Annotated in this window: 29 protein-coding genes and 1 pseudogene; 5 read left to right on the forward strand and 25 right to left on the reverse strand. The window is 37.4% G+C overall.

From position 1 onward, the window contains the following. Nucleotides 1-59: 59 nt before the first annotated feature. The 4 genes from QQS39_RS09525 to QQS39_RS09540 all read right to left on the reverse strand — a co-directional run bounded on the left by QQS39_RS09525 (nt 60) and on the right by QQS39_RS09540 (nt 4,657). Complete coding sequence (locus QQS39_RS09525; protein WP_285805861.1) at nt 60-1,511, reverse strand: AMP nucleosidase; 1,452 nt, start codon at nt 1,509-1,511, stop codon at nt 60-62. Nucleotides 1,512-1,578: 67 nt separating this feature from the next. After that, the gene (locus QQS39_RS09530; RefSeq protein ID WP_285805862.1) at nt 1,579-2,952 is read right to left on the reverse strand and encodes a hypothetical protein; all 1,374 of its coding nucleotides are present in this window, start codon (nt 2,950-2,952) and stop codon (nt 1,579-1,581) included. A gap of 117 nt (nt 2,953-3,069) precedes the next feature. Then, a complete protein-coding gene (locus QQS39_RS09535; RefSeq protein WP_285805863.1) occupies nt 3,070-3,978 on the reverse strand; it encodes an AEC family transporter in 909 nt (302 codons plus the stop codon). A 193-nt stretch (nt 3,979-4,171) separates the two neighbouring features. Continuing rightward, complete coding sequence (locus QQS39_RS09540; protein WP_151435196.1) at nt 4,172-4,657, reverse strand: GNAT family N-acetyltransferase; 486 nt, start codon at nt 4,655-4,657, stop codon at nt 4,172-4,174. A 143-nt stretch (nt 4,658-4,800) separates the two neighbouring features. Between QQS39_RS09540 and QQS39_RS09545 the strand changes: the two genes are divergently transcribed. From QQS39_RS09545 to QQS39_RS09555, 3 genes are read left to right on the forward strand one after another with little or no spacing between them, the layout of a single operon-like run. Next, a complete protein-coding gene (locus QQS39_RS09545) occupies nt 4,801-5,910 on the forward strand; it encodes a 1-acyl-sn-glycerol-3-phosphate acyltransferase (protein WP_285805864.1) in 1,110 nt (369 codons plus the stop codon). Next, nucleotides 5,904-6,785: a phosphatase PAP2 family protein gene (locus tag QQS39_RS09550; RefSeq protein WP_285805865.1), complete on the forward strand. Its 882-nt coding sequence runs from the start codon at nt 5,904-5,906 to the stop codon at nt 6,783-6,785. Before QQS39_RS09545 ends, QQS39_RS09550 begins: the two co-directional genes overlap by 7 nt. After that, nucleotides 6,769-9,282 carry a PEP/pyruvate-binding domain-containing protein gene (locus QQS39_RS09555; RefSeq protein ID WP_285805866.1) on the forward strand — a complete coding sequence of 838 codons (2,514 nt, stop codon included), beginning with the start codon at nt 6,769-6,771 and terminating at the stop codon, nt 9,280-9,282. Before QQS39_RS09550 ends, QQS39_RS09555 begins: the two co-directional genes overlap by 17 nt. Nucleotides 9,283-9,355: 73 nt before the next feature. On the opposite strand, the gene QQS39_RS09560 is transcribed toward QQS39_RS09555, so the two are convergent. Together QQS39_RS09560 and QQS39_RS09565 are read right to left on the reverse strand one after the other, a co-directional pair. Next, nucleotides 9,356-9,841, reverse strand: coding sequence for a hypothetical protein (locus QQS39_RS09560; RefSeq protein ID WP_285805867.1), 486 nt, complete (start codon nt 9,839-9,841; stop codon nt 9,356-9,358). 162 nt (nt 9,842-10,003) lie between these two features. Beyond that, a complete protein-coding gene (locus tag QQS39_RS09565; RefSeq protein WP_285805868.1) occupies nt 10,004-10,996 on the reverse strand; it encodes an alpha/beta hydrolase family protein in 993 nt (330 codons plus the stop codon). A gap of 206 nt (nt 10,997-11,202) precedes the next feature. On the opposite strand from QQS39_RS09565, the pseudogene QQS39_RS09570 reads away from it, so the two are divergent. Then, nucleotides 11,203-11,494 (forward strand): annotated as a pseudogene (locus tag QQS39_RS09570) (integrase core domain-containing protein); the annotation flags it as partial. 342 nt (nt 11,495-11,836) lie between these two features. Here the strand turns inward: QQS39_RS09570 and QQS39_RS09575 are convergent. Together QQS39_RS09575 and QQS39_RS09580 are read right to left on the reverse strand one after the other, a co-directional pair. Further along, the gene (locus QQS39_RS09575; protein WP_285804397.1) at nt 11,837-12,352 is read right to left on the reverse strand and encodes a hypothetical protein; all 516 of its coding nucleotides are present in this window, start codon (nt 12,350-12,352) and stop codon (nt 11,837-11,839) included. 674 nt (nt 12,353-13,026) lie between these two features. Next, nucleotides 13,027-14,202, reverse strand: coding sequence for a ComEC/Rec2 family competence protein (locus tag QQS39_RS09580; protein WP_285804398.1), 1,176 nt, complete (start codon nt 14,200-14,202; stop codon nt 13,027-13,029). A 255-nt stretch (nt 14,203-14,457) separates the two neighbouring features. Here QQS39_RS09580 and QQS39_RS09585 point away from each other — a divergent pair, with 255 nt between their 5' ends. Beyond that, nucleotides 14,458-14,661, forward strand: coding sequence for a YdcA family protein (locus QQS39_RS09585; protein ID WP_285804399.1), 204 nt, complete (start codon nt 14,458-14,460; stop codon nt 14,659-14,661). A gap of 46 nt (nt 14,662-14,707) precedes the next feature. Here the strand turns inward: QQS39_RS09585 and QQS39_RS09590 are convergent, their stop codons facing one another. The 17 genes from QQS39_RS09590 to QQS39_RS09670 all read right to left on the reverse strand — a co-directional run bounded on the left by QQS39_RS09590 (nt 14,708) and on the right by QQS39_RS09670 (nt 25,113). Then, nucleotides 14,708-14,926, reverse strand: coding sequence for an ogr/Delta-like zinc finger family protein (locus tag QQS39_RS09590; RefSeq protein WP_161669303.1), 219 nt, complete (start codon nt 14,924-14,926; stop codon nt 14,708-14,710). 52 nt (nt 14,927-14,978) lie between these two features. Continuing rightward, nucleotides 14,979-15,830 carry a contractile injection system protein, VgrG/Pvc8 family gene (locus tag QQS39_RS09595; RefSeq protein WP_285804400.1) on the reverse strand — a complete coding sequence of 284 codons (852 nt, stop codon included), beginning with the start codon at nt 15,828-15,830 and terminating at the stop codon, nt 14,979-14,981. 19 nt (nt 15,831-15,849) lie between these two features. Beyond that, on the reverse strand, nt 15,850-16,365 hold the full coding sequence (locus QQS39_RS09600) for a phage major tail tube protein (RefSeq protein WP_285804401.1): 516 nt from the start codon (nt 16,363-16,365) through the stop codon (nt 15,850-15,852). 3 nt (nt 16,366-16,368) lie between these two features. Next, nucleotides 16,369-17,541 carry a phage tail sheath protein gene (locus QQS39_RS09605; RefSeq protein ID WP_161748353.1) on the reverse strand — a complete coding sequence of 391 codons (1,173 nt, stop codon included), beginning with the start codon at nt 17,539-17,541 and terminating at the stop codon, nt 16,369-16,371. 92 nt (nt 17,542-17,633) lie between these two features. Then, on the reverse strand, nt 17,634-17,987 hold the full coding sequence (locus QQS39_RS09610) for a tail fiber assembly protein (protein WP_159363702.1): 354 nt from the start codon (nt 17,985-17,987) through the stop codon (nt 17,634-17,636). Continuing rightward, complete coding sequence (locus QQS39_RS09615) at nt 17,987-19,639, reverse strand: phage tail protein (RefSeq protein WP_285804402.1); 1,653 nt, start codon at nt 19,637-19,639, stop codon at nt 17,987-17,989. The genes QQS39_RS09610 and QQS39_RS09615 overlap by 1 nt, the downstream gene beginning before the upstream one ends. Further along, complete coding sequence (locus QQS39_RS09620; protein WP_109397499.1) at nt 19,629-20,240, reverse strand: phage tail protein I; 612 nt, start codon at nt 20,238-20,240, stop codon at nt 19,629-19,631. The genes QQS39_RS09615 and QQS39_RS09620 overlap by 11 nt, the downstream gene beginning before the upstream one ends. Next, nucleotides 20,233-21,141, reverse strand: a complete 909-nt coding sequence (locus tag QQS39_RS09625; RefSeq protein ID WP_285804403.1) for a baseplate assembly protein — start codon at nt 21,139-21,141, stop codon at nt 20,233-20,235. The genes QQS39_RS09620 and QQS39_RS09625 overlap by 8 nt, the downstream gene beginning before the upstream one ends. Next, a complete protein-coding gene (locus QQS39_RS09630) occupies nt 21,141-21,479 on the reverse strand; it encodes a GPW/gp25 family protein (RefSeq protein WP_161710260.1) in 339 nt (112 codons plus the stop codon). Before QQS39_RS09630 ends, QQS39_RS09625 begins: the two co-directional genes overlap by 1 nt. Next, entirely contained in the window at nt 21,476-22,102 is a 627-nt protein-coding gene (locus QQS39_RS09635) for a phage baseplate assembly protein V (protein WP_142836795.1), read from the reverse strand. Before QQS39_RS09635 ends, QQS39_RS09630 begins: the two co-directional genes overlap by 4 nt. 65 nt (nt 22,103-22,167) lie before the next feature. After that, nucleotides 22,168-22,803: a phage virion morphogenesis protein gene (locus QQS39_RS09640; protein WP_161748356.1), complete on the reverse strand. Its 636-nt coding sequence runs from the start codon at nt 22,801-22,803 to the stop codon at nt 22,168-22,170. Further along, the gene (locus QQS39_RS09645; RefSeq protein WP_161748357.1) at nt 22,790-23,230 is read right to left on the reverse strand and encodes a phage tail protein; all 441 of its coding nucleotides are present in this window, start codon (nt 23,228-23,230) and stop codon (nt 22,790-22,792) included. The genes QQS39_RS09640 and QQS39_RS09645 overlap by 14 nt, the downstream gene beginning before the upstream one ends. Continuing rightward, nucleotides 23,205-23,723, reverse strand: a complete 519-nt coding sequence (locus QQS39_RS09650) for a lysis protein (RefSeq protein WP_285804404.1) — start codon at nt 23,721-23,723, stop codon at nt 23,205-23,207. The genes QQS39_RS09645 and QQS39_RS09650 overlap by 26 nt, the downstream gene beginning before the upstream one ends. Then, a complete protein-coding gene (locus QQS39_RS09655) occupies nt 23,720-24,124 on the reverse strand; it encodes a M15 family metallopeptidase (protein ID WP_285804405.1) in 405 nt (134 codons plus the stop codon). Before QQS39_RS09655 ends, QQS39_RS09650 begins: the two co-directional genes overlap by 4 nt. After that, nucleotides 24,117-24,431: a phage holin family protein gene (locus QQS39_RS09660; protein WP_232806239.1), complete on the reverse strand. Its 315-nt coding sequence runs from the start codon at nt 24,429-24,431 to the stop codon at nt 24,117-24,119. The genes QQS39_RS09655 and QQS39_RS09660 overlap by 8 nt, the downstream gene beginning before the upstream one ends. Before the next feature lie 20 nt (nt 24,432-24,451). After that, nucleotides 24,452-24,658: a tail protein X gene (locus QQS39_RS09665; protein ID WP_161748360.1), complete on the reverse strand. Its 207-nt coding sequence runs from the start codon at nt 24,656-24,658 to the stop codon at nt 24,452-24,454. Further along, nucleotides 24,658-25,113, reverse strand: a complete 456-nt coding sequence (locus QQS39_RS09670) for a head completion/stabilization protein (RefSeq protein ID WP_159287578.1) — start codon at nt 25,111-25,113, stop codon at nt 24,658-24,660. Before QQS39_RS09670 ends, QQS39_RS09665 begins: the two co-directional genes overlap by 1 nt. Nucleotides 25,114-25,124 lie beyond the last annotated feature (11 nt).

Below are 25,124 nucleotides of genomic sequence, written 5' to 3' on the forward strand. Positions count from 1 at the left end.
GGGTATTTAAATTAAGCTTATTTTTATAACATGCTATTTTGCTGTTATTTTGTTGTGGTTTATCTGAAAGGTGGTTCGTTAAACGTTCTTAACTTACGAGAATGTAATTTATCTTCTTCTTCTTTTAATAGCTCAATCGCTTGAATACCAATTTGCAGATGTTCTGATACCGCACCTTCATAAAAATGATTAGCCTGACCAGGCAATTTAATTTCACCATGTAACGGTTTATCTGATACACACAATAAGGTGCCATAAGGAACGCGAAAACGATAACCTTGAGCAGCAATTGTGGCACTTTCCATATCAACAGCGACGGCGCGACTTAAGTTAAATCTTCTCGCTGAAACGGAAAAACGTAATTCCCAGTTGCGATCATCCGTTGTAACAACAGTTCCTGTTCTTAATCTCTGTTTTATTTCATGCCCTGGTTTACCGCTGATCATCTTCGTAGCATCATAAAGTGCTCGTTGTACTTCAGCAATATTTGGGATAGGAATATCAGGAGGTAAAACGTCATCTAAAATATGATCATCACGTAAATAAGCATGAGCTAATACATAATCACCAAGTTGCTGGCTCTCACGTAATCCCCCACAATGACCAATCATTAGCCAAACATGAGGACGTAAAACCGCTAAATGATCGCAAATTGTTTTCGCATTTGAAGGGCCAACACCAATATTGACTAATGTTATTCCGGGACCTTCTTTAGCAATTAAGTGATAAGCTGGCATTTGATATTTCTTCCAAGTTAAATCAGAAATTAACTTTTCAGGATCAACCGTTTCTGCCGTAATTTGCTGAAACCCCGCACAAGAGAGTGCGCAATATGCGCTATTCTTATCTGCAACTTGTTCGCAAGCCCAACGAACAAACTCATCAACATAACGATTATAATTTGTGTATAAAATATATGGCTGAACGTCTTCAGGTAATGTACCTGTATAATGTTTTAAACGCGCCAGTGAAAAATCAGTACGCAATGCATCAAAATGAGAAAGTGGCAACACTTCCCTATCACAAATTAAGCCGTCGGTAATTTCATCACCGATTTTAGACAAGTCAGTTGTTGGAAAATATTTTGCTAAAGAGGCACTCATCTTTCTATCAAAACCAATGCCTGTACCATCAATCACAAAAGGATAAGGAATTTCTTGTTTTGAAGCAGTTACTTCAAAAGTGGCATGGTAAGCATCAGCAATAAGTTGTAGTTGTTCTGACAGATAATTTTCAAATAAAGCCGGATTAGTAATCGTAGTAGAATAATTACCTGATTTTGATAATCGACCATAAGCACGCGTTTTATCTTCTGTTTTAACTTCACCATACCAATGTACAGTTAATTGAGGGTAAGCAAATATCCCTTCAGCTCTTTGTTTTATATCTGGTAATTTTCCATCTTGAACATAATCAATAATGGCATTGCGTAATGCATCAACAGCATTTTGATATTGTTGTTTTAACTCATTAATAATTCTTTGAATTTCTGGGTTGTGAGGTTGTGACATAAAAAGAGCCTCTTGTTTATTATTGGTCTGTCTACATAATAGCAAGAAGCTCTGTTTAGCCCAATAGTCAATCTTTTAAGATCGCGTATTCATATTTACTTTTATTATCAAGAATAAGTGTTTTATTTTCAAAATCATACTCGAAAATTAATTTTATATTATTTTCTAACGTAATTTTATTTCCGACTAATAATAATGCTGAAAGATTAGAGTCAGAGTCAGCAATATTAAGATATTTATCCAATGAAAAAGGCTTTTCTACAAGCACCTCACTAACGAGGTTGACTAAATTATAGTGTTGTTCATTAACGTACGCTAACCCTGTATTTATTAAATAGTCTAAATTGTCTAATTTGTCTAATTTGTCTAATTTGTCTAATTTACCTATATCATCAGTATTTTTATCTTGTAATGATTTTTTATTTTCTATTTCAATTATTATTTTATTTTTACTATCATCTTTTATAACATTTATTGTTGTTTTTCCTGAATAAGGAACATTAATTAATCCTGAATATGGATCTTGTTCAATCAAAAATGATTTAAATTCAAGAATTCCTTTTTGATACAATAAGGAGTAAATTATTTCTTTATCATTTTCATCCAAGTTTGTAAATTTATTTTTTAATTTTTCGAATTCTAACTCTTTGAACTTCACCTCGTCTAAATATTGTGGTTTATTTTTTAGATCAGCTATTGGAATTGAATTAATACTCAGCGTCATCCTTGATAGATCTTTAAACAGCTCGGATTCAATTTTCTCTAACAGAGTTTTATATTCTGATACTCCTTTTATATTCTCCTTTTCAATTTCAATAAGCTCTTTAAATTTATCTGTGAATAGCTTACAATCAAATTTAGCCTTTTTACATAATTTATGTTTTAATATATAATCCCTACTGAATTTTTCCTTATCCTTAAATCTACTTACATTATCAGTCATCAATTCTCTAATAACTTCTTTTTTAATTTCATCACTTTCAATTTTTTTCTTCTTTATTTCGATAACCTTATCTACAGCATAGAACAATAAATCATCAAATCCATTTTTTTCTAATGATATAATCATATCTTTTATTAATTTGATTTCATCAGATCTATTCTCATTTATATTACATATAAAACTTATTTTCTCACCATTAAAATTCCCATCCAAAAGAATGGAGAAAATTATTTCATTATTTTTATTTTCAATAAAGAAATTCTCTTTATATGCATCACCAGTAAGATTTCTTAATTTGCAAAATCCTTTTATTTTCTCAAAATCATTTATTCTATGATCAAAAAAAGTCTCTTTAATTAATGGGATAACGATTTCTTCTTTCCCAAAACCAAACCAGTTTTTTATTTTCTCCCATAATGTCCTTACGTTTAATGGTTCTTCTGTATTCTTTATCTGCTCCATTCTATCGTGATGAATTGAAACACCGTTGATTTTCATAGTTTTTATACCTAAGTCTAGAGTTTATGAAATTCAAAATATCACGAAATAGAATTTATGATATAAAAAAACATCATTAAATTTTGAAATAGTATTTTTTAAATAACGTCAATTTTTCTATGGTACTAAAAAATTTAAAATAATAGGTAATGTAATCGTAGAAAATATCGTTTGAGCAGTAATTATCCCTGCCATAAGTTCAGAATCTCCCCCTAATTGTCGAGTTAAAATATAAGAAGTAGGAGCAGTTGGAATAGAAAAGAAAATAACGAGAAGTATTGTAACAAGTGATGATAAACCTAAAAAGTAGGCGACACTATAGGCGATTATCGGCACAATAAGTAAACGAGTAACCGTATTAATACTAATCATTTTACTTTCTGCTTTTAGTGTTGATAAATGTAATGCTGCACCAATACAAATAAGCCCCAAGGGTAAGCTGGTTGCTGCTAGCAATTTAAGAAATTGATCGCTACCAAAAGGAAGCCCCATTCCTGACAGATTTATTATGATCCCAATAACACAAGAGATAATTAAAGGGTTTTTTATGATAGGAAATATCAATTGACGCAAAGTCACATTTTGCCCTGCGGTTAAACAAAGTACTGAAGTGACATTTGATAGAGGAACCAGTGTTGCTAATATCAAGGCGGCGATCCCCAAACCTTCAACACCAAATAAATCAGCGACAATGGCTAAACCTAAATAGGTGTTAAATCGAATATTGCCTTGAACGATCGCACCAAAGCGCCCAGCAGACCAACCTGTTATCTTTTTCAAAATAACACACAAAATAGTGACAATAATGACTACAGAAAAAATAGCCCCAGCTAAGTGAGGTAATTGAGGATCAGATAAAGGTGCATTTGCCAAACTATTAATTAGTAAAGCGGGAAAAAGTAAAAAATAATTTAATTTTTCAGCCCCCACCCAAAACGCAGGCTCAAACGTTTTATTTTTTCTTAAAATTGCACCTAGCGCAATTAACGCAAATAACGGCCATAACGTTAATAACACATTTTGCATAATATTTATCCTAGAGATATTGTGATACTTTACAATATCGCAACATTATGCAAATTGCTATTTCATGTTATTTAATATAAAAGCTAATTCAAAAAATGATAAAAATAAATTTATACCGCATTTTAAGAATAGCTTTTTTTATTATTAGTCTATTATAAAAATCATCCTTTTAAGATGGTTAAAATACAAACAACTAATCTAAATCAATGTACATGCGGTAACAATGCAAATTTGCTTTCGCTAAATCAGAATAATAATCTCGTTCTTCTAATGCTTTAAAACCCTGCTTTAAATAAAATAATACCGCATTAGGTGTTGCATCTAAAAACAACTTAGATTGCCCTCTCTTAATTGCTTCATGTTTAAGTTGTTTTAAAATTAGTCCAGCGAATCCTTTCCCCATATATTCAGGTAATGTAAAAATAGCTTCAGCAAAACCCGTTTTAACATCTAAAAAACCCGAAGCAACAGGAATATTATATTCTTTATAATCAATCACATAAAATGGATTATCAATAATAGCTTGCCGATATCCTTCAGGCATTTCATCAGGAGTCCAAGCGGCTAAAATCTCTGATGGATAAACATTCTCACAACCAAATCGCAGTGCTTGATTTCGTAAATACCACAATCTTTTGGCTTCCTGTGGTTCAGCGAGTCTAAGTTGAATCATACTCATTTCCATCTTATTCATTAGAATTAACAGCCTCAAATTAGTGAAATAATTTATTCTAATAATGCTTTTTAAATTTTAATTTTTTAGTGTTACTTTTTTTAAGAGCGTGATATGTTTTTGAAGAAGGAATAATGTAAGGAAATCTCATGTTTAATTCAATATTGCCTTCATCAATAAGAAAAACCTCCTCTTTTGTTGCTGGTTCTCCACTTCCTTTTTATTATCGCTTCATATCGAGTGCAATTAGAGAAATCTACTTTTCCAAAGTCTCACTTATTTACCATAGTAGATCTCAAGCTGAAAATACACATCCAAAGTTAATTCTATGTAGTCATCGGAACAGTGCTTTTGATGGTTACATTGTATTAAAAGCATTTTCTAACATTCAAGCTTTGGCTTCAATTCAATTATTAAATAGTCCTTTAATGAGAAGTTTTTTTACGGGTATTCCCGTAGTCAGGAAAAAGGATAGACAACGTTTAGGTATAAAAGCAAATATATTTTCAAGCCCTTCAGATGCTGCAATTGCACATATAAAGGCGGGTGGTAATCTACTCTTATTTCCAGAAGGCAGCAGTGAGTGGGGTTTCCAACCATTGCCTTATCAACGAGGTGCCGCGAGGATTATTAGAACCTTGATCAGTGAGGGAGTAGTTTTTGATATTATTCCTATGGGATTGTTTTATATAGCCCCAGATAAATTCAGTTCAAAAGTAGAAGTTTATATTGGTGAGAATATTTGTATAAATTCACAAAAAGGTAATTTGTCAATCAGAGAATGGGAGCAAAATATACATACAGAAGTTTCTACATCACTAAATAAAATTTCTGTTAATTGTCCAAATATTGATATTTTTGAGAAAGCATCTTCCTATGCTTTTAATAAAAATAAGAATGGTAAATCTTATGCTGAATCCTTTATTGATTATCAAAATAATCCATTTAAATCAAATAATGATAATCAGAATATAGAAAATAATTCTCAATATTCTATATTAATTTGGCGTTATATTTCATTTTTATTTATGTATATTTTATTTCCAATATTATTATCCTCACTTGTTGCATCTCATTTTGCTGATGCCCGTAATACTATTAGCTTTTTTAAAATACTAGGTGGTGCAATAGCAACTGCAATTTGGTTTCCTATCTTAGTCATACTCCTATTCTTTTTCCCCATGTTTATTGGTATAAGTTTAGTCAGTGCACTATTCGGTTTTATCTTAATAAGGAAGAAAGGCGCTCAAATATGTTAACCACGAAAGCCAGGATGCTTTTTAACCATTTATTTTCTCTACAACTGTTTATTATTTGGGCCTTGGGAACGTATGGAAGTTGGTTGACAAATGCGACAGAAATGTTGATACCCATATTTTTAGGCTTCTTTTTATGGGTATTGCTCATTTTTGTTGGATATAAGACACAACAAGCGACCTCTCATTCTAGATTCTATTGGTTTGGTTTATTACAACTGATCGTTTGTTGGACTATTTTCCCTCTGTTTAAATCGATTCGCTATGGTTTATACCAATGGAGTTTTGATAACATCTTATATAATCTAGACAAATTCTTATGGTTTGGAAAAAGTTTGCCAGAATGGGCAATCTCTTTACAGTCTGGTTGGCTAAGTGAATTTCTCTCTTTTTGCTATTTTAGTTTCTACTTTTTAATTATTGGCAGCGCCCTTTTCTTCTTTTTTAGCCGAAATAGCATATTAACTAAAAACTATTTTTTCGGCTTAATGCTAATGTATTTTTGGGGCTTTATTGGTTACTTCGCTATCCCTGCGGCGGGTCCTTACTCTGCTTTTCCTTCTGATTTTAACTACCCTGTTTACTCTGGTGCCATGACATTATTTCTAACTGATCTTGTTGATAAAGGAATTACAGGAATGGATGTTTTTCCTTCATTACATACAGGGATCACGCTTTATATTGTTGGTTTTTTCTATTTTTCAGGTTATCGAAAAATAGCGTATTGTTTGTCTCCTATCTTAATAGGACTTGTTTTGGCAACTGTCTATTTGCATTACCACTACGGCATTGATGTTATTGTCGGTGCATTACTTGCATTATTAGTGCTTTACATCACTTGTAAAAATAATAAGGTCGAATATGGAACTCATTTATAAAATTAACGAGCCTATTGCTTCTGAAGTCTCTATTAGTGGGGGTAAAGGCGCGAGTTTAGCAAAAACAATTCAGTCATTGCCTGTTCCTGATGGTTTAATTCTATCTTGCCAAGCTTATCAGTTATTTATCACACCATTACTACCTGAAATTAGCCGCTTATTATCAGAAAAAAAGCAAGAAATTGAAGCTGTTAGTCAAAATATTCGCCACTTAATTTTACAATCACCTATGCCAGAGGACTTAATTCATTCTTTAAGTTCAAAATTAAATGAGCTTCAATTAAATAATACCGCGTTGGCCGTAAGATCTTCTGGAACATTAGAAGATATGCCAGGAGCCGCCTTTGCAGGGCAACACGATACTATATTAGGTATTAAGACGTTGCCTAATTTATTAGATGCTATTCGCCAATGTTATGCATCTTTATGGCACACACACGTTATGCTCTATCGTCAGCATTTAAATTTACCCCATACTCAAGCATCGATGGCTGTTGTGTTACAAAGAATGATTAACGTCCAAGAAAATGAAGCGGCAGGTGTCGCTTTTTCTGTTGATCCGGTTCAAGGCTCTCTTTCAACTGTATTAATTAATGCCGCATTTGGATTAGGTGAAACCGTCGTTGCTGGTGAAGATCCTGTTGATGAATTTATTATTGATAGAAAAAGTTTCGCATTAAAACAAGAAACGATTGCTCAAAAAGTAAATGCCATTGTTATGGTTGATAATGGTACTAAAATCTTACCTCTCAGACCTGCCCAAAAATCCATATCTTCATTGACAGCAGAACAATGCAAACAAGTTGCGGAACTTGCTATTTCAGCGGAAAAATATTTTGATTTTCCACAAGATATAGAATGGGCATTTCATGATGGAAAATTGTGGCTTTTGCAATCACGTAATGTGACACAAATCGCCCCTATATGGACAAGAGAAGAATCGGCAGAAAGGTTCCCTAATCCTATCACGCCATTAACATGGGATATGTGTGAAGCTGGTTTTCACTCATCATTAAACTTTAGCCTTAATCTTATGGGGCTTCCTTCATTTAATGGTAAATGGTTCGGGATGCAAGATTATTATATTTATGGCAACCAAAATGCGGTTTCCTTGTATAGTAATCGTCTCCCTACATCGATGATGAATGATTTACCTACCCTATTAAAATCTTTGCCCGAAATTGCACAAAAATTCAGTTGGGTGCAGGAATTGCCTATTACTTGGATGCGTGACTTAGATAAATATTTAATCTCTATTGGTGCATTGATGAATGAACCATTGCAAGATAAAAGCTTGCCTCAATTATGGGATTATGTGCAAAGAATTAATAAGTTAGGTGCTGATTACTTTTTACCTAATATTGCCATATCGTTAACTCAACGCTCACTCTATTCCGCATTGATGGCATTGTTAAAACTCTTCTTTAAAGAAGAAAAATATGCACATACCGCGTTCGATAATTTAATAGCTATGTCTGAAACTAAAACAGGACAAGTGAATGCGGAACTCTGGACGCTTTCTCGTTATGTGCGTCAGCACCCTCAACTGCTAAAACTTATAACATCCATTGTCCCTGAAAGTATTATGCAAGAAATTGAGGTATGTGATCCTCATTTTCACCAGCAATTTACTTTATTCTTAGCTAATCATGGCCATAGAGAATTAGATTTTGATGCATATCATCCTACTTGGTTAGATGCCCCACATATTGTATTAACTCAAATTAAAGCAATGGCAGACTTAGCAGATGATAAACAAACCGATGATCCACTAGGTAAAAAAATTCTGCAGTCAGAAACAGAATTTTCAATTATCTCTGATGCACCTGAAGAGTTACGCTTTTTCTTACAAGAGATTATTCGATTAGCTCGAGTTTATACTGCACTTGATGACTTAGAGCATTATCAAACAACTCGATTAGCCCTACCTATGCGTCGCGGGCTAAAAGCATTAGGAGAACGATTGGTTATTCGTAGCGTCTTAGATTGCCCAATGGATATTTATTTTGCTAATGAAAAACCTTTAGCTGATGCAATTCTTGCAGATAATCCCACTGACTGGAATCAGTTACGTCATCATATATATCAAAATAAGGCTGGATATCTAAAAGCAAAATCAGTCACACCACAATGGATCTATGGTGAGGATAGTTGTAATGCGCTAAATACAAATGAGCATCAATTAAAGGGGCTAGCTGGTAGTGCCGGTATTGTTGAAGGTGAAGTTTATCTGGTTTATGGCCCAGAGAATTTTGCTGAATTTCCGCAGAATGCTATTTTAGTTGCAAGAACAACTAACCCTGCTTGGACAGCCCTCTTTTATCGTGCATCAGGCATTATTACAGAAAGTGGCGGACCATTATCTCATGGTGCGGTTACTGCTAGAGAATTAGGATTGCCCGCAGTCATGGGAGTACGTAATGTTCTAAATATATTAAAGAATGGGCAAAAAGTAAGGGTTGATGGGCAAAAAGGTATTATAGAGATCTTATCTTGATTATTAGATAAATAATGCCGATTAAGTAAAAAAGCATCTAACAGATGCTTTTTCTGCTTAATTTACTTACTTTTTAGTTATTTATTTCACTATTATTTTCTTTTGAGTCTATATTGATATCAACTTTATAAGCGGATGGTGCTAATAAAGCAACCAGCCCAGTTATTAATAAAATAGAAATCCACACTATGAACATAGATGGTGCATTAAATAACAAGTATGGTGTTAAGAAAATAGGACTAGCCGTTAAAATAAGTGAAATAATAACAGGATAGCCTATACCTATATCTCTTATTCGTTGGGATAAAATAAGTGTAAATATGTAGACTTGTACTATTAGAAACACTATTTCCATTAGACCATATGATGTAAAAGAAAATTGATAGTAAAAATAATTTTCAGTAATTAACTCGATATTTTCGGGATAAAGCTCTATATACCATCGATCAGCTAAGTTTTCTGCAATAAAAAAGAAAATTGACCAAGCAATCTCTAGACCTAAAAAAGAGAGTCTCCCACGTCTTTGTTGTTTCCATTGATAAGCAAGTTTAGCTTGCATAATAAATCCCTTCATTTTTTAAATAGTAATCTTTTTATCATAATACACTTAATATCTTTCTCAAAATAATGTATTGGCTTTTAGATGAAAAAATCGCCCTTTTATCAATTAAATAAAAGGGCGAGTCATTAAAATAAATCTCTTCAAATATAAATTAAATTATTATCGAACTTGTTTATTGATCCATTTAATCTCTTCATTAGTGAATCGAATATTACTTTCTTTTGTCGTATCAGTATCTAACAATATTTTATCTTTAATTAATTTACTGACAGGAACAATAATATTGAAATGGTCACCATTTTTAATGCTATATATTTTTAATGGAATATCATGCACCATTGCAACTGCTCGTAGTTCATTAAACTCATTCCAAAAATAGTCACGTCCTTCAAAATAGAACGTTGGTGTTTTTATTGATTTAATATAGCGATAAACAGAGCGGACATTAAACTCTTCTTCGTTATTTCTATCAAAAGGCAATTCAACTATCATATCACCTTCAGCCCTTAATTTAAGATCAGGTATTCCGCCCAAGGAAAAAATAGCTCTAAATTTATCACTATATTCACTCGCTAATAATGCCCGTGTTCCCCCCGTACTATGCCCAACAACATAGATACGTTTAGAGTCAATATAAGGCAGTGATGCTAAATATTCTCTCGCTGATTCTAAATCTTCTAATTCGCCATAAAACATTTCATAACGACCAGGATTGGTATTTTCACCTCGGAAAGATGGGATCATCAACACCATATTAGGATCACGAAAAGTAGCACCTGTCTGGTCATTATCAACCGGTTTAGGTTGCCAAAAATAATCGTCACCACCAATTCCGCCATAGCCTCCATTTAACCAAATTACAGCAGGTAATTTCGTTTTTTTATTTGCTGGAGGTGGTGTTAAATAGGCATACATATCTCCCGGTTTTGCCGGATATTTAATCACATTAAATATTTCTGCCGGAGCTTCCCAAGGTGGATCAATATTATCAAAACTGTCGTTTATAATTTCGGTTTTAAAGCGTTGATGCGCTTCAAATAAGCTTTCATCACGAACTTCAATATCTGCATTAACAGAAAAAGAGCTAGCACATAGCAGAGAGAAAAGTAGCGCAGGAACAACCTGTTTAAAACACATTTTATTTATATTCATATCAACTTCCCTATAGATTATTAATTTTGCGTGATAATAGCATAGGTTGTTTAGAGTTGATGAATAGGATTTTAAGGCTAGTAGGAACTAATGCAGAAAAAAGCATCTCAATTGAGATGCTTTAAGCAATATAAAATAATTAATTTTTTTAACGATAATTTGCTTATTTTGCAGTTGTGCGAATCAAGTAATCAAGCACACTATCGCCCACTAATATCCTTTTTCATTCAAATTAAGGACGCCATTATACAAGCCGTCATTTTGTCAATTATTATGGCATTATCAGATAGAACAAAGCTTATTTCGGTGAGGTAATCACTGGGATAATGTACCATGGAACGTTTTTTTCGAAGTTTAAAGATAGAGTGGGTACTGATGGTAGGTTATCGAAGCTTTGCTGAAGTTCAGTAGCAAATAAAGCGATATAGGATTGATTATTACAGTTAACTCAAAATTCATCAATATAATGGTGGATTAACTCCCTATAAATCAGAATGATTATATTGGGGAAACTCTAAAATCGCGACCAATCATTATTGACTACTTCAGTTCATAGACCCACAGTCTTCTGGCACTTCTAGAAAGATTAGTTTATTATATTTCCCCTAATATATAGATTTATATTATCTAACTAACTCTAACATTCCCTCATACAAATTTATTGTTCTTTCAATCTTAGGTGGTAATTTTTCAGTATATTTTATAATTGCTAGCATGAGCTAATTCAGCTCACGCATGTTGGAGTACCGTTCTAACTTGAATTTCAAACTTCAAGTTGTTAACAAACAAAATGAGTGGTTTGGTAATACTCTATCAAGCCATTTTTCATGTTTAGACACTTCACTTCTCTTTTTTTATATATTTATTGTTATTAATAAATAATAGATATAGCTCAAGTGCATCTTCATACATACAATTGGCTGCTCTTTCCCAGCCTAACTCCATAAATTCGTTAGATTCCAATTTTTTTTCATACCATTTGATTTCATATTTATTTTGATATGCTTTTATATAATCGACAGTATTTCCATTAGTTCTTGAGGTAGTAATAATTAAATGGCAGTTTTCTTTATCAAAAAATTCAAGGCTCTCATAAAGACGTCCCAAACCTTTTGATGGGGCAACAGGATCCCCCTGACTCTCAACTCCTATTTTAAAATCACCTATTTCAATCATGATTTTTATATCTGATGTCGCTTTTTTACTCAAATAGTTGGTAACTTTAATTTCACCTTTAAAATCTATTAATAGCCTTTTATACACATAGGTTACAATTTTGTCGTAAACTAGTTTTATAGACTGTGTTTTGCCTACATTACTACGACCAGATAAAACTAAAATATGTGGTTGAAACATCTCACTTTCCTTAATTAATACATACAAAACAAAATATTACACAATAAATACATTAATTGTCTTAATTTATGTCTCACTTTAGACTATTTGATTAATTAATGAACAGTTATAACAAAATAATTTCCTAATCTTCTCATACTTGATGTTCTTGATAATTTTTTAACGATGTTTATTGTTGAGCAGAAAGAGTGAATATATGAGGGATAAGTAGTGAATATAACCATAATTATTTGATAGGTATATAGTAATAACAAAGTTCCATCAATATGAGGCTCAAGATAAGTTAATGATATTCGGATTTCAATGTTCAACCAATATTTGGGGTCAATGATGTCTCAATATCAGCAATTCGAGCACTATATATTTGGCTCTAACAAGGTTAAATTTGCTGGTAATTCTATTTTTATCAATTGATGGTTTTATGTACAAAAAAAGGCATCTTAAAAAAGATGCCTTTCTGTATAACTTATTGATTATCTTCGATTTGCTTATTTTGCACTCGTGCGAATTAAGTAATCAAATGCGCTAAGTGAGGCTTTTTATACTGACTTAATAGATTGATATAAAAGGATTTAATCAGCGTCAATGTCCACATATTGACCACATTTCGGAAAGCCTCTTGAAAGAGAGGCTTTTTGTTTTGAAGGTTTTTCAATATGTAATTGTGGTTTAAATTATCTTTCATCTATAAAAAAACGTAATATTGTTGATGGTTTTTCTGTAACTTCGAACAAAATACCAGCATTTTTTTCAATAAGCTTTCTTGTACAAGGGCTAGGATGCCCATACCTATTTTTTTCTCCATACGAGATAACAGAATAGATGTTATGTGTTTCGTTTATGTCTTCACTATAATTTTCAAATGAACCATGATGAGGTATTTGAATAGTACAAACAGAGTTATAATACGCTTTTAATCTATTCTTAATTAATTCCAATGCACCTTTCTTTTTAGCCTCATAATCACCAAAATATATACAACTACTTTCATTCATTCCAATAACATTTCTTTCAAAATTAATTTCATCTTCTTCGATTTCTTTTTCAGTGAGAGAAATATGATTAATGTCACTAAATAAATAATTATTTATACTGGAACCAGAATAAACTACCATTGAATTCTCATTTGCTTCTCCTGGTAACCCCTTGAATATACTGGTAATATTATTCCTTTTATCTTCATCACCCCAGGCTTTAACAAAATCATCAGTATTTCTGAATTCAATGTTTAACTTCTTAAGTTTTTCACTAAATTTACGTGAACGAGATTCATTTTTATAATTAATAGGAATAAATATCCAATTAGGAATTGGAGAAGACAACAGTTCACCACTATTCAGATAGTTATCTGGAGATACTTCATAATCACTGATATCATTATCAATTATATTATCACTATAGTCATGTTTAACTAAATTTACTTTTATATTTGTTGATATGGCTTTTATTGTTTTAATAGGTTCTAAAATTAATTTATTATCGAACAAGTTAAAGTTTATTTTTATTTCTTCATGACCATCTTCATTATTTATATTAATAAGTTCAATTACTCGCTCATAAATATCATATTGGGGAATATAAATATGATTAACTTCATAGTGCGATAATAAATACTCCAAACCATTAATATGGTCTCTATGAAAATGAGAAATAAATAAAAAGTTTATAATTTTTCCACTTTCAAAATAGTTCATCACGTAGGTATTTATCCGTGCTTTAGAATTAGTTGATTTTCCATGAGCATCTACCCCTACCGTCGCAGTACCACAATCATAAACAAAGGTAAAATTATCAAATTCCTCTGTATAAAATGCACCTTGCCCAATAGAGTGAAATGTTCTTATCATCATATTTTCCTTGTCTAAATAAATCTTTCATATCCATTAAGAGTACATGAATTTTAGTGAAATTTAATCGTTTCCTATCAAGATATTTAAGATTTAATATTTGTATCTAATAGTAACAAAATAAAATTAGAAAAATTTAATGTTAAAAATAATTTCGTACAGTATATTGATAACACTTCATCTCCAACATGCAAACTTATACTACAATAATAACTCTGCAACTTATCTCAAATAATCTTACTGACAGGAATATTTGTAATGAACAAAGTTATTATTTCAGCTTTCATAATTACACTTCTCAGCTTGTTTTCAATCAATACTGTATCCGCTCAAAACTACCCTTGTTCTGGTAAAAAAGGCGGTGTATCTCACTGTGAGAATGGTAAATTTATTTGTAATGATGGAAGCACAAGTAAATCAAAACGAGTTTGTACTGATGAAAGTGATACAAAGAAAAAATAGAACACTTCAGATATAAACAACGCCCGGAACACTCCGGGCTTTTTCATCAAATCCCCAACACCTGCTGACAATACTTATCAAGATGCGGCTCTACCCGTTCAATCAATTGAGGTTTTGAAATAAACCGCGTTACGGTTTCATGGCTGACAAACGTCGCGCCACAATTGATATTCTGGCACTGGTTATAACGTTCTTTGGTATCGGAAGATATTTGCTGACTACTACGAGTATGCGCGGCATGACCACAAACAGGACAAATCATCATAAACGGGTTACCTCTTTATGATGTGGAAATTACCTGTAATTATACACAGGCACTATTCCTTATCCATATCTATCTCACTGCTTTTGACTTCTAATTCTAACGAGGTGGTAAATCCGCTATTGTTCAGTGAATGGCTCACCGTGACCAACGTCCAATAGGCTTCATCAATCTCAGGCTTAAATCCGCTCACTTGTACCGGCAGTTCAGGAAAGAGATCCGCACGCCCTTTCGCCAGCGTAATACTAAATGAAGCAACACCCCGCTGGATTTTTTCCCACGCGGCTTTCGCAGCACGTTCGGCATTACTTTTACTTGCGTAAGTGTGTGACAACACCATCACATTACCTTCTTCACCAACAAGATACTCCCCTTGTTTCTCTTCTTCTTTTTTCGGTTTATCTGTAGTGGGTTTTCTGCGCCTTATTTGTGATTGTGTTTTCTCTTGTGGCTTACGGGTGTTTAAATAATTGGCAGTCACGCCAGTATAAGCGCCTCTATCCACTAATGAAAAACGGTGGCCATCACCCACACTACGGGTAATTTGTACTAGCGGTAATGCTTGACCACTGGCGGTGGTATTGCCTCCTTGCACCATAAACAGTAAACACCCGTTTTTAACGCAGGCGGTGGCGCCGTTTAATTGCCCTAAGCGCGTTAAAAAACTGCCGTCTGACTCATTAGTCTGGTCGATGTGTTCAATCTTCACTGTATCAAGACCAGGATCAACTACCGCTGTGACATTATTGCGCCCTGCAATGGTTCTGACGATATCGCCTACGGTCACTTTGTCGATTTTGGTTTCACCGCGAATAATCGGTTGTTCTAGTGTCACCGTGGCTTGGTCACCATTCACAACAACCCACTCAATTTGCTCTTTGTTTTGTTCTTCGATTGGCTCTTTCATGTTCTCTTTCCGCATTTAATTAAAGCCCCAGCGCATCACGCTGTGCTTGTAACAGGTCTTTACCGTCCACTTTTTCCACCATATTGACGATATCAATCTCAATGATTTCTTGGCCGTCCATCACTAACTTGTAGTAAGTGGGTTTTACGGTAATTTTGGTTTGTGTGTTGTCGCCCGATTTCCAGTTACCGCCATCAATTTCGCTATAACGACCACGGAGAACCACTTCAACGGCTAATGTTTCCCCCGTATCATCACGCTGATAAGCGCCACATAAACGCAATTGAACCGCATCAATAGTAGATGCACCCCACTGGCGATAAACGTCAATATCAACACCACCGAGGGTAAACTCACTATCAAGCGCGCCGTCATCAAGGCCCATATCAATTTGCACCGAACCATTCATACCGCCCCCGCGATAGGCTTCTAACTTGCGGGTGATTTTGGGTAATGTGAGTTCTTCGGCAACGCCCACATAATTGGCGCCATTCATAAATAAATTAAAATTCTTTAGCTTGCGTGGTAACGCCATGATTTACCCCTTGATTTTGTTACCGAAATCCATCAGGTATTTATCGGTAATACGCTGACGTAACATCAGATTTTCCATTGGTGGCACGGGTGTATAGTCATAATCCAGTGTGAGCTTGCCGTCTTTAAGTGCTTCTTTGCTATTTGATGTCGGGTCATACCAACATTCACCGCCTAACAAATAACCCTGACTGACCAGTGAACGTAATTTTGCGTTGATGGTTTCAACGATATCCCGCGCTAAAGACGGTGTTAACGGCTTATCAACCGCCCACATTTGCCCTTCTGCCATGGTGTCAGCAAGGACTTGTGCGCTACGGGTATAAGATTCAAAGGCAAACAGTGGATCATCCGAACAGGTACGCGAACCCCAAAAACGAAAACCATCACGGCGGATAAGTGTCGTCACCCCTTTTTCATTCAGTAAACCGGCATCGGTAGCGGGATCTTGTAAATCCCAATAGATATCCTTAGATATGCCCGTCACACCGTTAACGGTGATGTTAGATAGGGTTTTATGCCAACCGATATCATTGTCTAACTTGGCACGCAGACCTAGCGCGCGCGCCGTGGCGTAAGCGGTTGATTCGCTGTTGGTGGTGCTATCCCATGACGTGAAATCAGGGAAAATAACCATTAATTCACGTTGACCAAAGTTGTCACGGTATTTGATTGCTTCGCTGATATTTTTACAGTCGTAAGCAGACACATAGCCAAAGGCACGGAGCTTTTGACAAATTACTGCAATCTCATTGGCAACCGCTAACGTGTCGTGACCGGGCGCGCCAATAATGCGAGGTTTAATGCCATGCTGGGCTTGTGATGCTAGCAGTGCTTGCAACCCTGTTTTTAGCCCTTCTTCAGTAGTGCCACCAATAATATTAGTGGTGGTTTCTGCTTCACTTTCGCCTTGTTCTACACGCACCACAACGGTGATGGGTTTAGCCTGATCTGCAATCGCCTTTAACGTGCTGGCTAAGGTGCCGGTTTTCCCTGCTTTACCGATAGCCTGTGACACATCGGTCAATAAGACGGGTTTGTTTAAAGGAAAAGTTTTTTCGTCCGCATCATCAGCGGTGCAAACCACGCCGACAATAGCGGTGCTGATAGTGCGAATGGGGCGGGTGCCTTCGTTAATTTCAATAACGCGGACACCGTGATGATAATCTTGTGCCATGCTTACGGACTCCTATAACTGTGTCCGTGTAGCATGAAAAATTAGCGGTTAAATTGCACGAAAGCGAGATTGTTTGAGGGTTGGTACAAAGGTTATTCTGGTTTTTGTGGCCATTCAATATCAGGGGCTAAACTAATATCAATAGCTTCTAATTCATCTAAGTAATCTAACCACTGATTAAGTGATATTTTTTCATCTTCACTTATTCTTCCCAATAATAATTTTGACTGTAACAAGCTGGTTTCTGTACGAACTTCTCCCATGAGTCGTCGCTTCAGCTCTAAAGATTGTGCAGTTAATTGCTCTTGGGTTAATGGCGGATTTAAATGTAACTTAATTTCTTCATCAGACATTGCGATTAATCCTTTTTCAACCCAACCCTCTTTGACTTGAAAGTCATCATAAGCAAAAACGATCCCTGTCAATTTATCTCGATAATAATTCATTATTTAAACTCCATGACTTTTGCTTTGCCTTCATCTAATTGATAAGAATACTTAGCACCCACTGGAATAACCGACGTTACAAAAGCAACTTTCAAATTTTGGTCATACCGAACATGAGAATACGCAACCAATAAACTATTTATATATAGCTTTACACCCGGAGCATTATTGCCAGATAGTTCCACGTAAATACTAATCATAATGGGTTTATTGTATGTATTGGTGTACGTCACATTCGCTTGTCTTTGCGTTGTAACATCTGACCAATTTTGATTAAATCCAAACCCTGAATTTTTCACCTCATTAACTTGCGCGGGTGTTGCAGCGCCTACATCACCGGCAGTCAAACTAATATCAGCACTTAGTGGTTTGCCATTTACTTTACGCGTGTTAGGTACTCGACCATTGGCATTAGTGTTGGCATTACTAGCGGCTGTCTTGGCTTCATTCACTTGTGCGGGGGTTGCAGCCCCCACATCACCGGCAGTCAAACTAATATCAGTACTTAGTGGTTTTCCATTCACTTTGCGAGTGTTAGGCACTCGACCGTTAGCGTTGTTATTCGCATTGTTTGCTGTGGTTTGTGCTGCGCTTGCTGCAGTCTGTGCATTAGATGCAGCTGCCTTTGCTTCGTTAACTTGTGCTGGCGTCGCAGCGCCCACATCACCCGCCGTTAATGTAATATCTGCACTCAATGGTTTATTGTTCACTTTGCGAGTGCTAGGCACTCGACCATTGGCATTATTGTTAGCATTATTAGCCGCAGTCTGTGCATTGCTTGCGGCAGTCTTTGCTTCATTAACTTGTGCCGGTGTTGCAGCACCTACATCACCCGCCGTTAATGTAATATCTGCACTCAATGGTTTATTGTTCACTTTACGCGAATTAGGTACTCGACCATTGGCATTATTGTTAGCATTATTAGCCGCAGTCTGTGCATTGCTTGCGGCAGTTTTGGCTTCGTTAACTTGTGCTGGCGTCGCAGCACCCACATCACCCGCCGTTAACGTAATATCAGTGCTCAGTGGTTTATTATTAACTTTACGGGTACTAGGTACGCGACTATTGGCGTTTGTGTTAGCGTCATCCGCTGATTTTTGTACTTTACTTAAACCCGTACTTAATTCGGCTTTGGTGGCATAAAGCTTAGCCACCTCCTCCAATGTCTGTTTTGAGGCACTTTCAATGGCATCATTGACAAATTCACGGGTCGCCAATATCACCGAGGGGTCAACCTTTAACTCAACCGAACCAGTATGACTAACGGTTAAAATCATGCGGATAGTCTGTGTTCGTCCGCTTCCCTCTTGCAATTGTGGCTTATAGGTTTCTGGGCAATTACCTACGGCAATTAAACTGCCTTCATCATCAAATAAACCAATCTCACGTATCCAGTAACCGCCCTCATTTTCAGGGATCACTTGTTCAGCAATAATCTGGCTGTCGTTTTTTGGATCAACAAATAAGGTGTTTAATCCCGCCCGGCGTTTCTCACCCACGAGTTTAGTTTGTTGTGTATCGGGTGTTGGTAACGTTCCGCCACCGTCACCCACCGCCATTTGAGTAATTTTTAAGGTGGTGCCTAATGCCGTGGCTTTTGCCAGTTTATTGGCACCAATCACCGTTAATAAGGCGAAAAATTTAGCGCTCATGTGCGACCTCAACTTTATCAATAATGTGTACTCCGACCGCCGTTAATGGCGCACCAGACACGGTAATTTCTTCTGCAAAATACGGATAAACCGTTAACTCATCACCGCTAAACGTTGCGGCAGAGAGATAAAACTCACCTTGTGAATCAAGGTTGATAGATAAACCCAAAAGGTGCCGACTAACAGGGCGAGCATCAGCGATCAAACGTTCTAATTCGTCATAGATTTCTTGGGTAATACCGTTTTCTTGCACACCCACATCAAGGCGAAACGTGCCCGGCGGATCGTCGGTTTGCCACCACTCCGTGACTTTGATGATGTAACCTAACGGCTCAACTACACGCTTAAGTGCGCCAATGGTGCCCTTGTGCCGGTGAATAAACATCGAATCCCGTACTACTTGGCGCTTAACAGGCTCCGACCAGTTTTCATCCCATCGATCAACCGACCAGGCCCACGCAAGATACGGCAGTAAATCAACGGGGCATGTGCTGGCATTCCATAATTGGCGCAATGGCACGGGCAAGGTTTGCAAGGATTGACAAGCAATAGCGGCCGCCTTTTCTAATGGGCTACTGCCTGACGGTAACAAGCTATTCATCCGAGCCACCAAGGGTCAAGGTACTTTGGATGCAATACGAAGCTTGCGTTTTATCCAGCACCACATCTTTTGCGGGCTGTTTTAATTCCACACGTTGCACACCTTCCACATGCAATGCGGCATAAATCGCTGACAGGCGAATATCACGCCCTAAGCGGTGTTGCTCTGTAATGTATTGCGTCAGACGTTGATTTGCTTCTTTGCGTATCGGCTCCGATTCGGGTCCCGGAAAGAGAAATAACGTCGCATCAATTTGATAAGGGATAATTTTTGCGGATTGTACTTTGATTCGGTCAGCAACCGGTCGCACATCTTCATCGTTTAACGCATGTTCAACAATGCGCAGTAACTCTTCCGATGCAGTACCGTCACCCTCACGAGATAACACGGAAATAGTGACGTTTGCCGGTGTTGGACTGATCGCGGACACATCAGACACCCGACCATCGGCACTACGGGCATGAAATTCATAACTGCCCACCGGCCCCGCAACACTTAACCCCTCAAAAGCGGCGGGAATGCGTAAACGCAAATCATCGTCAGACTCTAAAATCGCCGGTGTGGGCGGAATAGTCTGGTTATTGGCGGGACGTAACACTAAACGCGATAAATTATAATTCGCGGCTAATTGGTCTAAATCTGCCCCTCTCGCATATGCCACCATCACCGCACGCGCGGACTCATTGATACGCTGGCGCAATAACAACTCACGATAGACGTTTTCTTCTAACAGCTTGGTCAGGGGTTCAGACTCTAATGATAACGTGTTAGCCACCGCATCACGTAAATGTGTTGGCATCGAGGCAATCAACGTCGTTTTGCGTTCCCGTAACAGTTGCTCTGCATCTAACGACTCAATCACATCGGGCGGTGTTAATTGACTTAAGTTAATCGTTGGCATTATGTCACCGGTAGAGAGAAATTAATCGGTTGTTGGTTATGGGCGTAATAGCCGGTGATATCGACAATCACCTGTTCCTGTTGGCTATGAATATCAATGGCAGTCATCACAATACGTGGCTCCCAACGATAAACCGCGGTGTAACACGCCGACATTAATTGCAGTCGCATCTTGGCGTTAACCGGGCCGTCAATTAAATCGGCAAGCAAACTGCCATATTCACGGCGCATCAATCGGCTACCAATGGGGGTGTTAAAAATATCTCTCACCGACTGGCGAACGTGCTCAATATCGGTAATACGTTCACCGGTTTGTACATTCATACCGAGATAGTTCATTGCGGCTGTCCTGTATTACCATCACCTGTACGCACACCACCGTGAGTATGGGCTGAAACCACCACGCCATTAGAGGACATTTGTCCGCCAACATGGGTAATATCGCCGGTCATTGTGCCGCCTTTTTGCACCGTCAGTGATCCCGTGGTTAAGTTGTTGGTACAAATAACGGTAGGAGTATCTAAGGTGATTTTGCTTGTCGCGACACACGTAATATCGGGTGATGTGACCGTGACCGATTCGCTGGCTTCAATCTCGGCGGTTTTAATTCCTGTGACTATTAACGCCCCGGTTGCGGGTTCATATTCAATTACTGCACCGTCTTTATACTCATGACGATGGGCAGTTAATGAGGTTGATGGCTCTGAAAAATCGTCACTAAATATTGCCGGTAACACAAACGAGGTGGTTAAATCACCACCGATTGACAGCAATAACACTTGTTCGCCGATACTCGGCGCCCACCATGAACGCGATTTTCCGGCACGCGCAGTAAGCCACGGGCGCCAGTCGGTTTCATTGTCGCCCGTTTTAACTCGACACCCTTTTTCCGCACTGACATCAATCACAACGCCAGTGCGGATCAAGTTTTGTATTTTTCGGATAAGTTCTGCGATATTCATACTCGCAATGTGCAACGGGAAATAAAAAAACTCACGAGGTTGGGATTGTTTCAAAGACAGGACAATTAACGGGAAAGGAATTCCAGTAATTGATTTTCAATATGTTTAATATCTGCCGGTGAAAAGCCTAATAGCTTTCTTTCAGGGTATTGAATTTCTAATGACTTGCCCCGCACTCGCTCTTTTAAACCGTAATGATGCACCGCAGCAATGCCCGCGACTTGAGGGGCAAAAGAGAGGGAGACACCTTTATCATTTGCTGTCATGCGCAAATAACGGGCGGTGGCTAAACGCTTAAACATGCGAGTCTGTTTATTGGGTTTTGAAGTGCTGATTTTGTCTTTTTTCACTTCAATAAAACGCAAAATATCGCGCTTATAAAAACTACGTTCGGCTTTCTTTTCCAAATCATAGCCGGTGATCACTTCGCCCTTTTTCGTTTTACGTAATCGCCAATTTTTTAAACTGCGCGGTTGCCCTTTCCAGACAAATTTCATTCCTCGCAACACGGTAACCGTTGCGGCTTTACGCTTAGTGAATGCCGTTCCATCTGGATTTTTTTGCGCGCGAATACGTTGTAAATTGCTTTTGCGTAAATCACGGGCAATTTCACGAGCTAACTTTTTACGCTCATTGGGTGAGGCTTTTGCCAGCATAGCGGATAACGCTTGGGTTAACGGGCTGAAATCATCGGCGTTCATGAGCCACACTCTCCCAACTTTCAAACGGATCAGCTGGCTCTTCAACTGCACCGACAACCAATTTACCCGCTTGCACATTAACGAGGACACGCTCAGTCAGCTTTAAATCAATGCTGATACTGGCGGTTTGGTTGCTATCAATAAAGGCATCAAAGGTAAAATGACTTTGGCGTTTATCGGGATTAAGGAAAATATCAGGCTGATGTTGTTCAATCCAACCAATGATCACCGCCATTAACACATCTTGGTCACCAGGATAATCATCAATAATAATATTGAGATTGTATTGATACTCATAAGATTGACTGCTTGCACCCGTTGCCACAATCGCCCCGCCGTCAATAAAGGTGTAGAGCCTATCGGGGTTATCCCCTAAATAGCTTACCTTTTTAATTAATGTATCACGCAGGTTTGCAGGCTTTTTCATGGTTTAACTTATTGATGTATTGTAATAATCGGTTTGTATAATCAATCAAATATTCCGTTTGTGCCTTATTCTCCGCCATCATTTCGAGGAGACGTAAATAATCTTGTTGAGCTGTTTCGGTAAGTCGTGCGGGGGTTGCATCACCCATGCCGGCGGTGGCGGTGGTGCGATTATCGGAGTTGGGGCAATCGGCTTTGATGTACACCCGTTTAGTATTATTGCGCAACTCATCATTAAGCCGGCTAATATCATTTTTTGCATCGGTTAGCGCCTTTATGTGTTGTTTATCCAGTTCTGATAAACGGGTTAGTTCTTTCTGATAGCGTTCAATAGCGTCTTGATGACTGATAACATTTTGCTTAAGGGCGAGATTGTCACCCTTAAGCTTATGATTTTCTGCCTCTAATGTACTCATCTTCAAGAGTAAGAAGAAACACAAGATAGTCACCGCAACACCCGTGATCGCAGCAAACCTTAAACCGATTAATTTCATTTCAGTACCTCGATATGAGGATAATCAGGAAAACGAGTTTCAACGGGTAAGTTGGGATCACTTTTCCAGTTTTTACCAAAACGCAATGTCACCCCTTCTTCATCTGCGGCTTGTTTGAATGCCATTAATACGGGTTCAAAAAAATGCGGTTGCCATTCCATCCCCGGTTTAATGACAGAGGGTAAAATATCAATGGCATCGCCTGTTAAATGACGGCTGTTTAATGTTTTTGAAACACCCTTTTTGACGTTTTCTTTTTGCTTTTCAAGTGTGCGAATACCTTCTATCACCGCAAAGTCTGCCGTAGAAATGGCTAATGCACGATAAGCAATTTTCACTAGTAGCGGGTTAACGCCAATAAGATTATTTTTACTGCGCTGACTGAAGATAAATTTATTCACCTGATGCCTTCCTTAAGAATTGTTTTTCTAATGCACTCACCAATGCAGCACCAGACCAGCCAGCCATACCCGCAAAGCTACCGGCTATCTCCATTTGCCATTGAAAATAACTGGCACCTAACAGAACAAACATACCCGCAAACATGGAAACAATAATTTGTGCAATTAAAATCCCAAAGCGGAACGGCTCCCCTTTTAACACCTTGTTAGCATAACTGGCGATACTGCCAAAGAGCGCCATTAAGCTAACCAATAACGCAGTCAGCCAATTAATATTACTTGGATCTTTATAGGGCATCTTCTTCATACCTTTCCCCCTTAAAGGGGTTAATCCCAAAGTTGTAAAATCGGTGTGGTGCTGTGTTGTTGTGGCGTGTCCGGTAACTCAATCACTGTGCCTGTGGGTAATATTGCCCCTAATTCAACAAGCCCCGGATTAGCTTCTAATACTTGTTCAATCATGCCGGATGACTGACCAAAGTAACGCCAACAAATATCATCTACGGTATCCCCTTGCTGGGTATAAATCCGCATTAGATAAGCTCCACCGTGTTATGGGTTTCCCCTTTGATACGTTGTAAAGCCCATTGACCATCACGCCACACTTCATCAATCACCGGTGTCATGGTGTCGGCTTTTTTATTACCTTGTGCGGTGGTATCAATATCGCGATAACGTTCGATTAAACTGGCTTTTGCAAAACAGAACACCGCACGCTGATATAAAACCATCAGTTCACTTTCACCGTTAATCTGTTCGGCAGGCACGTCTTTTAATGTTTTTGCAGATTGACCAATGCGCCACTGATACAACTCGCGATTCACTTCAATCATGGCGTTCAGTAACGTGCTTTTCAGTCGTTCCGGTGTCACCGTGCCATCGACGCGTGTTTGCAATTGAAAATCACGAGTCTGAATATCAGGGAAAAAGTCATTATTTTTAATGGTTTCATCATGTTGTGGCACAGGGTTAGCAGAAACATAATCCATAGGAAAACCTT

It is taken from the genome of Proteus appendicitidis, assembly GCF_030271835.1.
Classification (GTDB): Bacteria; Pseudomonadota; Gammaproteobacteria; order Enterobacterales; family Enterobacteriaceae; genus Proteus; species Proteus appendicitidis.

Coding starts and splice junctions, on each gene's coding strand:
- QQS39_RS09635 (WP_142836795.1), bottom strand. CDS start 22,102: ATGAATATCGCAGAACTTATCCGAAAAATACAAAACTTGATCCGCACT.
- QQS39_RS09595 (WP_285804400.1), bottom strand. CDS start 15,830: ATGAAAGAGCCAATCGAAGAACAAAACAAAGAGCAAATTGAGTGGGTT.
- QQS39_RS09660 (WP_232806239.1), bottom strand. CDS start 24,431: ATGAAGAAGATGCCCTATAAAGATCCAAGTAATATTAATTGGCTGACT.
- QQS39_RS09585 (WP_285804399.1), top strand. CDS start 14,458: ATGAACAAAGTTATTATTTCAGCTTTCATAATTACACTTCTCAGCTTG.
- QQS39_RS09630 (WP_161710260.1), bottom strand. CDS start 21,479: ATGAACTATCTCGGTATGAATGTACAAACCGGTGAACGTATTACCGAT.
- QQS39_RS09600 (WP_285804401.1), bottom strand. CDS start 16,365: ATGGCGTTACCACGCAAGCTAAAGAATTTTAATTTATTTATGAATGGC.
- QQS39_RS09650 (WP_285804404.1), bottom strand. CDS start 23,723: ATGAAATTAATCGGTTTAAGGTTTGCTGCGATCACGGGTGTTGCGGTG.
- QQS39_RS09610 (WP_159363702.1), bottom strand. CDS start 17,987: ATGAATTATTATCGAGATAAATTGACAGGGATCGTTTTTGCTTATGAT.
- QQS39_RS09575 (WP_285804397.1), bottom strand. CDS start 12,352: ATGTTTCAACCACATATTTTAGTTTTATCTGGTCGTAGTAATGTAGGC.
- QQS39_RS09555 (WP_285805866.1), top strand. CDS start 6,769: ATGGAACTCATTTATAAAATTAACGAGCCTATTGCTTCTGAAGTCTCT.
- QQS39_RS09640 (WP_161748356.1), bottom strand. CDS start 22,803: ATGAACGCCGATGATTTCAGCCCGTTAACCCAAGCGTTATCCGCTATG.
- QQS39_RS09665 (WP_161748360.1), bottom strand. CDS start 24,658: ATGCGGATTTATACCCAGCAAGGGGATACCGTAGATGATATTTGTTGG.
- QQS39_RS09580 (WP_285804398.1), bottom strand. CDS start 14,202: ATGATGATAAGAACATTTCACTCTATTGGGCAAGGTGCATTTTATACA.
- QQS39_RS09535 (WP_285805863.1), bottom strand. CDS start 3,978: ATGCAAAATGTGTTATTAACGTTATGGCCGTTATTTGCGTTAATTGCG.
- QQS39_RS09545 (WP_285805864.1), top strand. CDS start 4,801: ATGTTTAATTCAATATTGCCTTCATCAATAAGAAAAACCTCCTCTTTT.
- QQS39_RS09590 (WP_161669303.1), bottom strand. CDS start 14,926: ATGATGATTTGTCCTGTTTGTGGTCATGCCGCGCATACTCGTAGTAGT.
- QQS39_RS09530 (WP_285805862.1), bottom strand. CDS start 2,952: ATGAAAATCAACGGTGTTTCAATTCATCACGATAGAATGGAGCAGATA.
- QQS39_RS09620 (WP_109397499.1), bottom strand. CDS start 20,240: ATGAATAGCTTGTTACCGTCAGGCAGTAGCCCATTAGAAAAGGCGGCC.
- QQS39_RS09525 (WP_285805861.1), bottom strand. CDS start 1,511: ATGTCACAACCTCACAACCCAGAAATTCAAAGAATTATTAATGAGTTA.
- QQS39_RS09540 (WP_151435196.1), bottom strand. CDS start 4,657: ATGAGTATGATTCAACTTAGACTCGCTGAACCACAGGAAGCCAAAAGA.
- QQS39_RS09565 (WP_285805868.1), bottom strand. CDS start 10,996: ATGAATATAAATAAAATGTGTTTTAAACAGGTTGTTCCTGCGCTACTT.
- QQS39_RS09560 (WP_285805867.1), bottom strand. CDS start 9,841: ATGCAAGCTAAACTTGCTTATCAATGGAAACAACAAAGACGTGGGAGA.
- QQS39_RS09670 (WP_159287578.1), bottom strand. CDS start 25,113: ATGGATTATGTTTCTGCTAACCCTGTGCCACAACATGATGAAACCATT.
- QQS39_RS09605 (WP_161748353.1), bottom strand. CDS start 17,541: ATGGCACAAGATTATCATCACGGTGTCCGCGTTATTGAAATTAACGAA.
- QQS39_RS09625 (WP_285804403.1), bottom strand. CDS start 21,141: ATGCCAACGATTAACTTAAGTCAATTAACACCGCCCGATGTGATTGAG.
- QQS39_RS09645 (WP_161748357.1), bottom strand. CDS start 23,230: ATGAAAAAGCCTGCAAACCTGCGTGATACATTAATTAAAAAGGTAAGC.
- QQS39_RS09615 (WP_285804402.1), bottom strand. CDS start 19,639: ATGAGCGCTAAATTTTTCGCCTTATTAACGGTGATTGGTGCCAATAAA.
- QQS39_RS09550 (WP_285805865.1), top strand. CDS start 5,904: ATGTTAACCACGAAAGCCAGGATGCTTTTTAACCATTTATTTTCTCTA.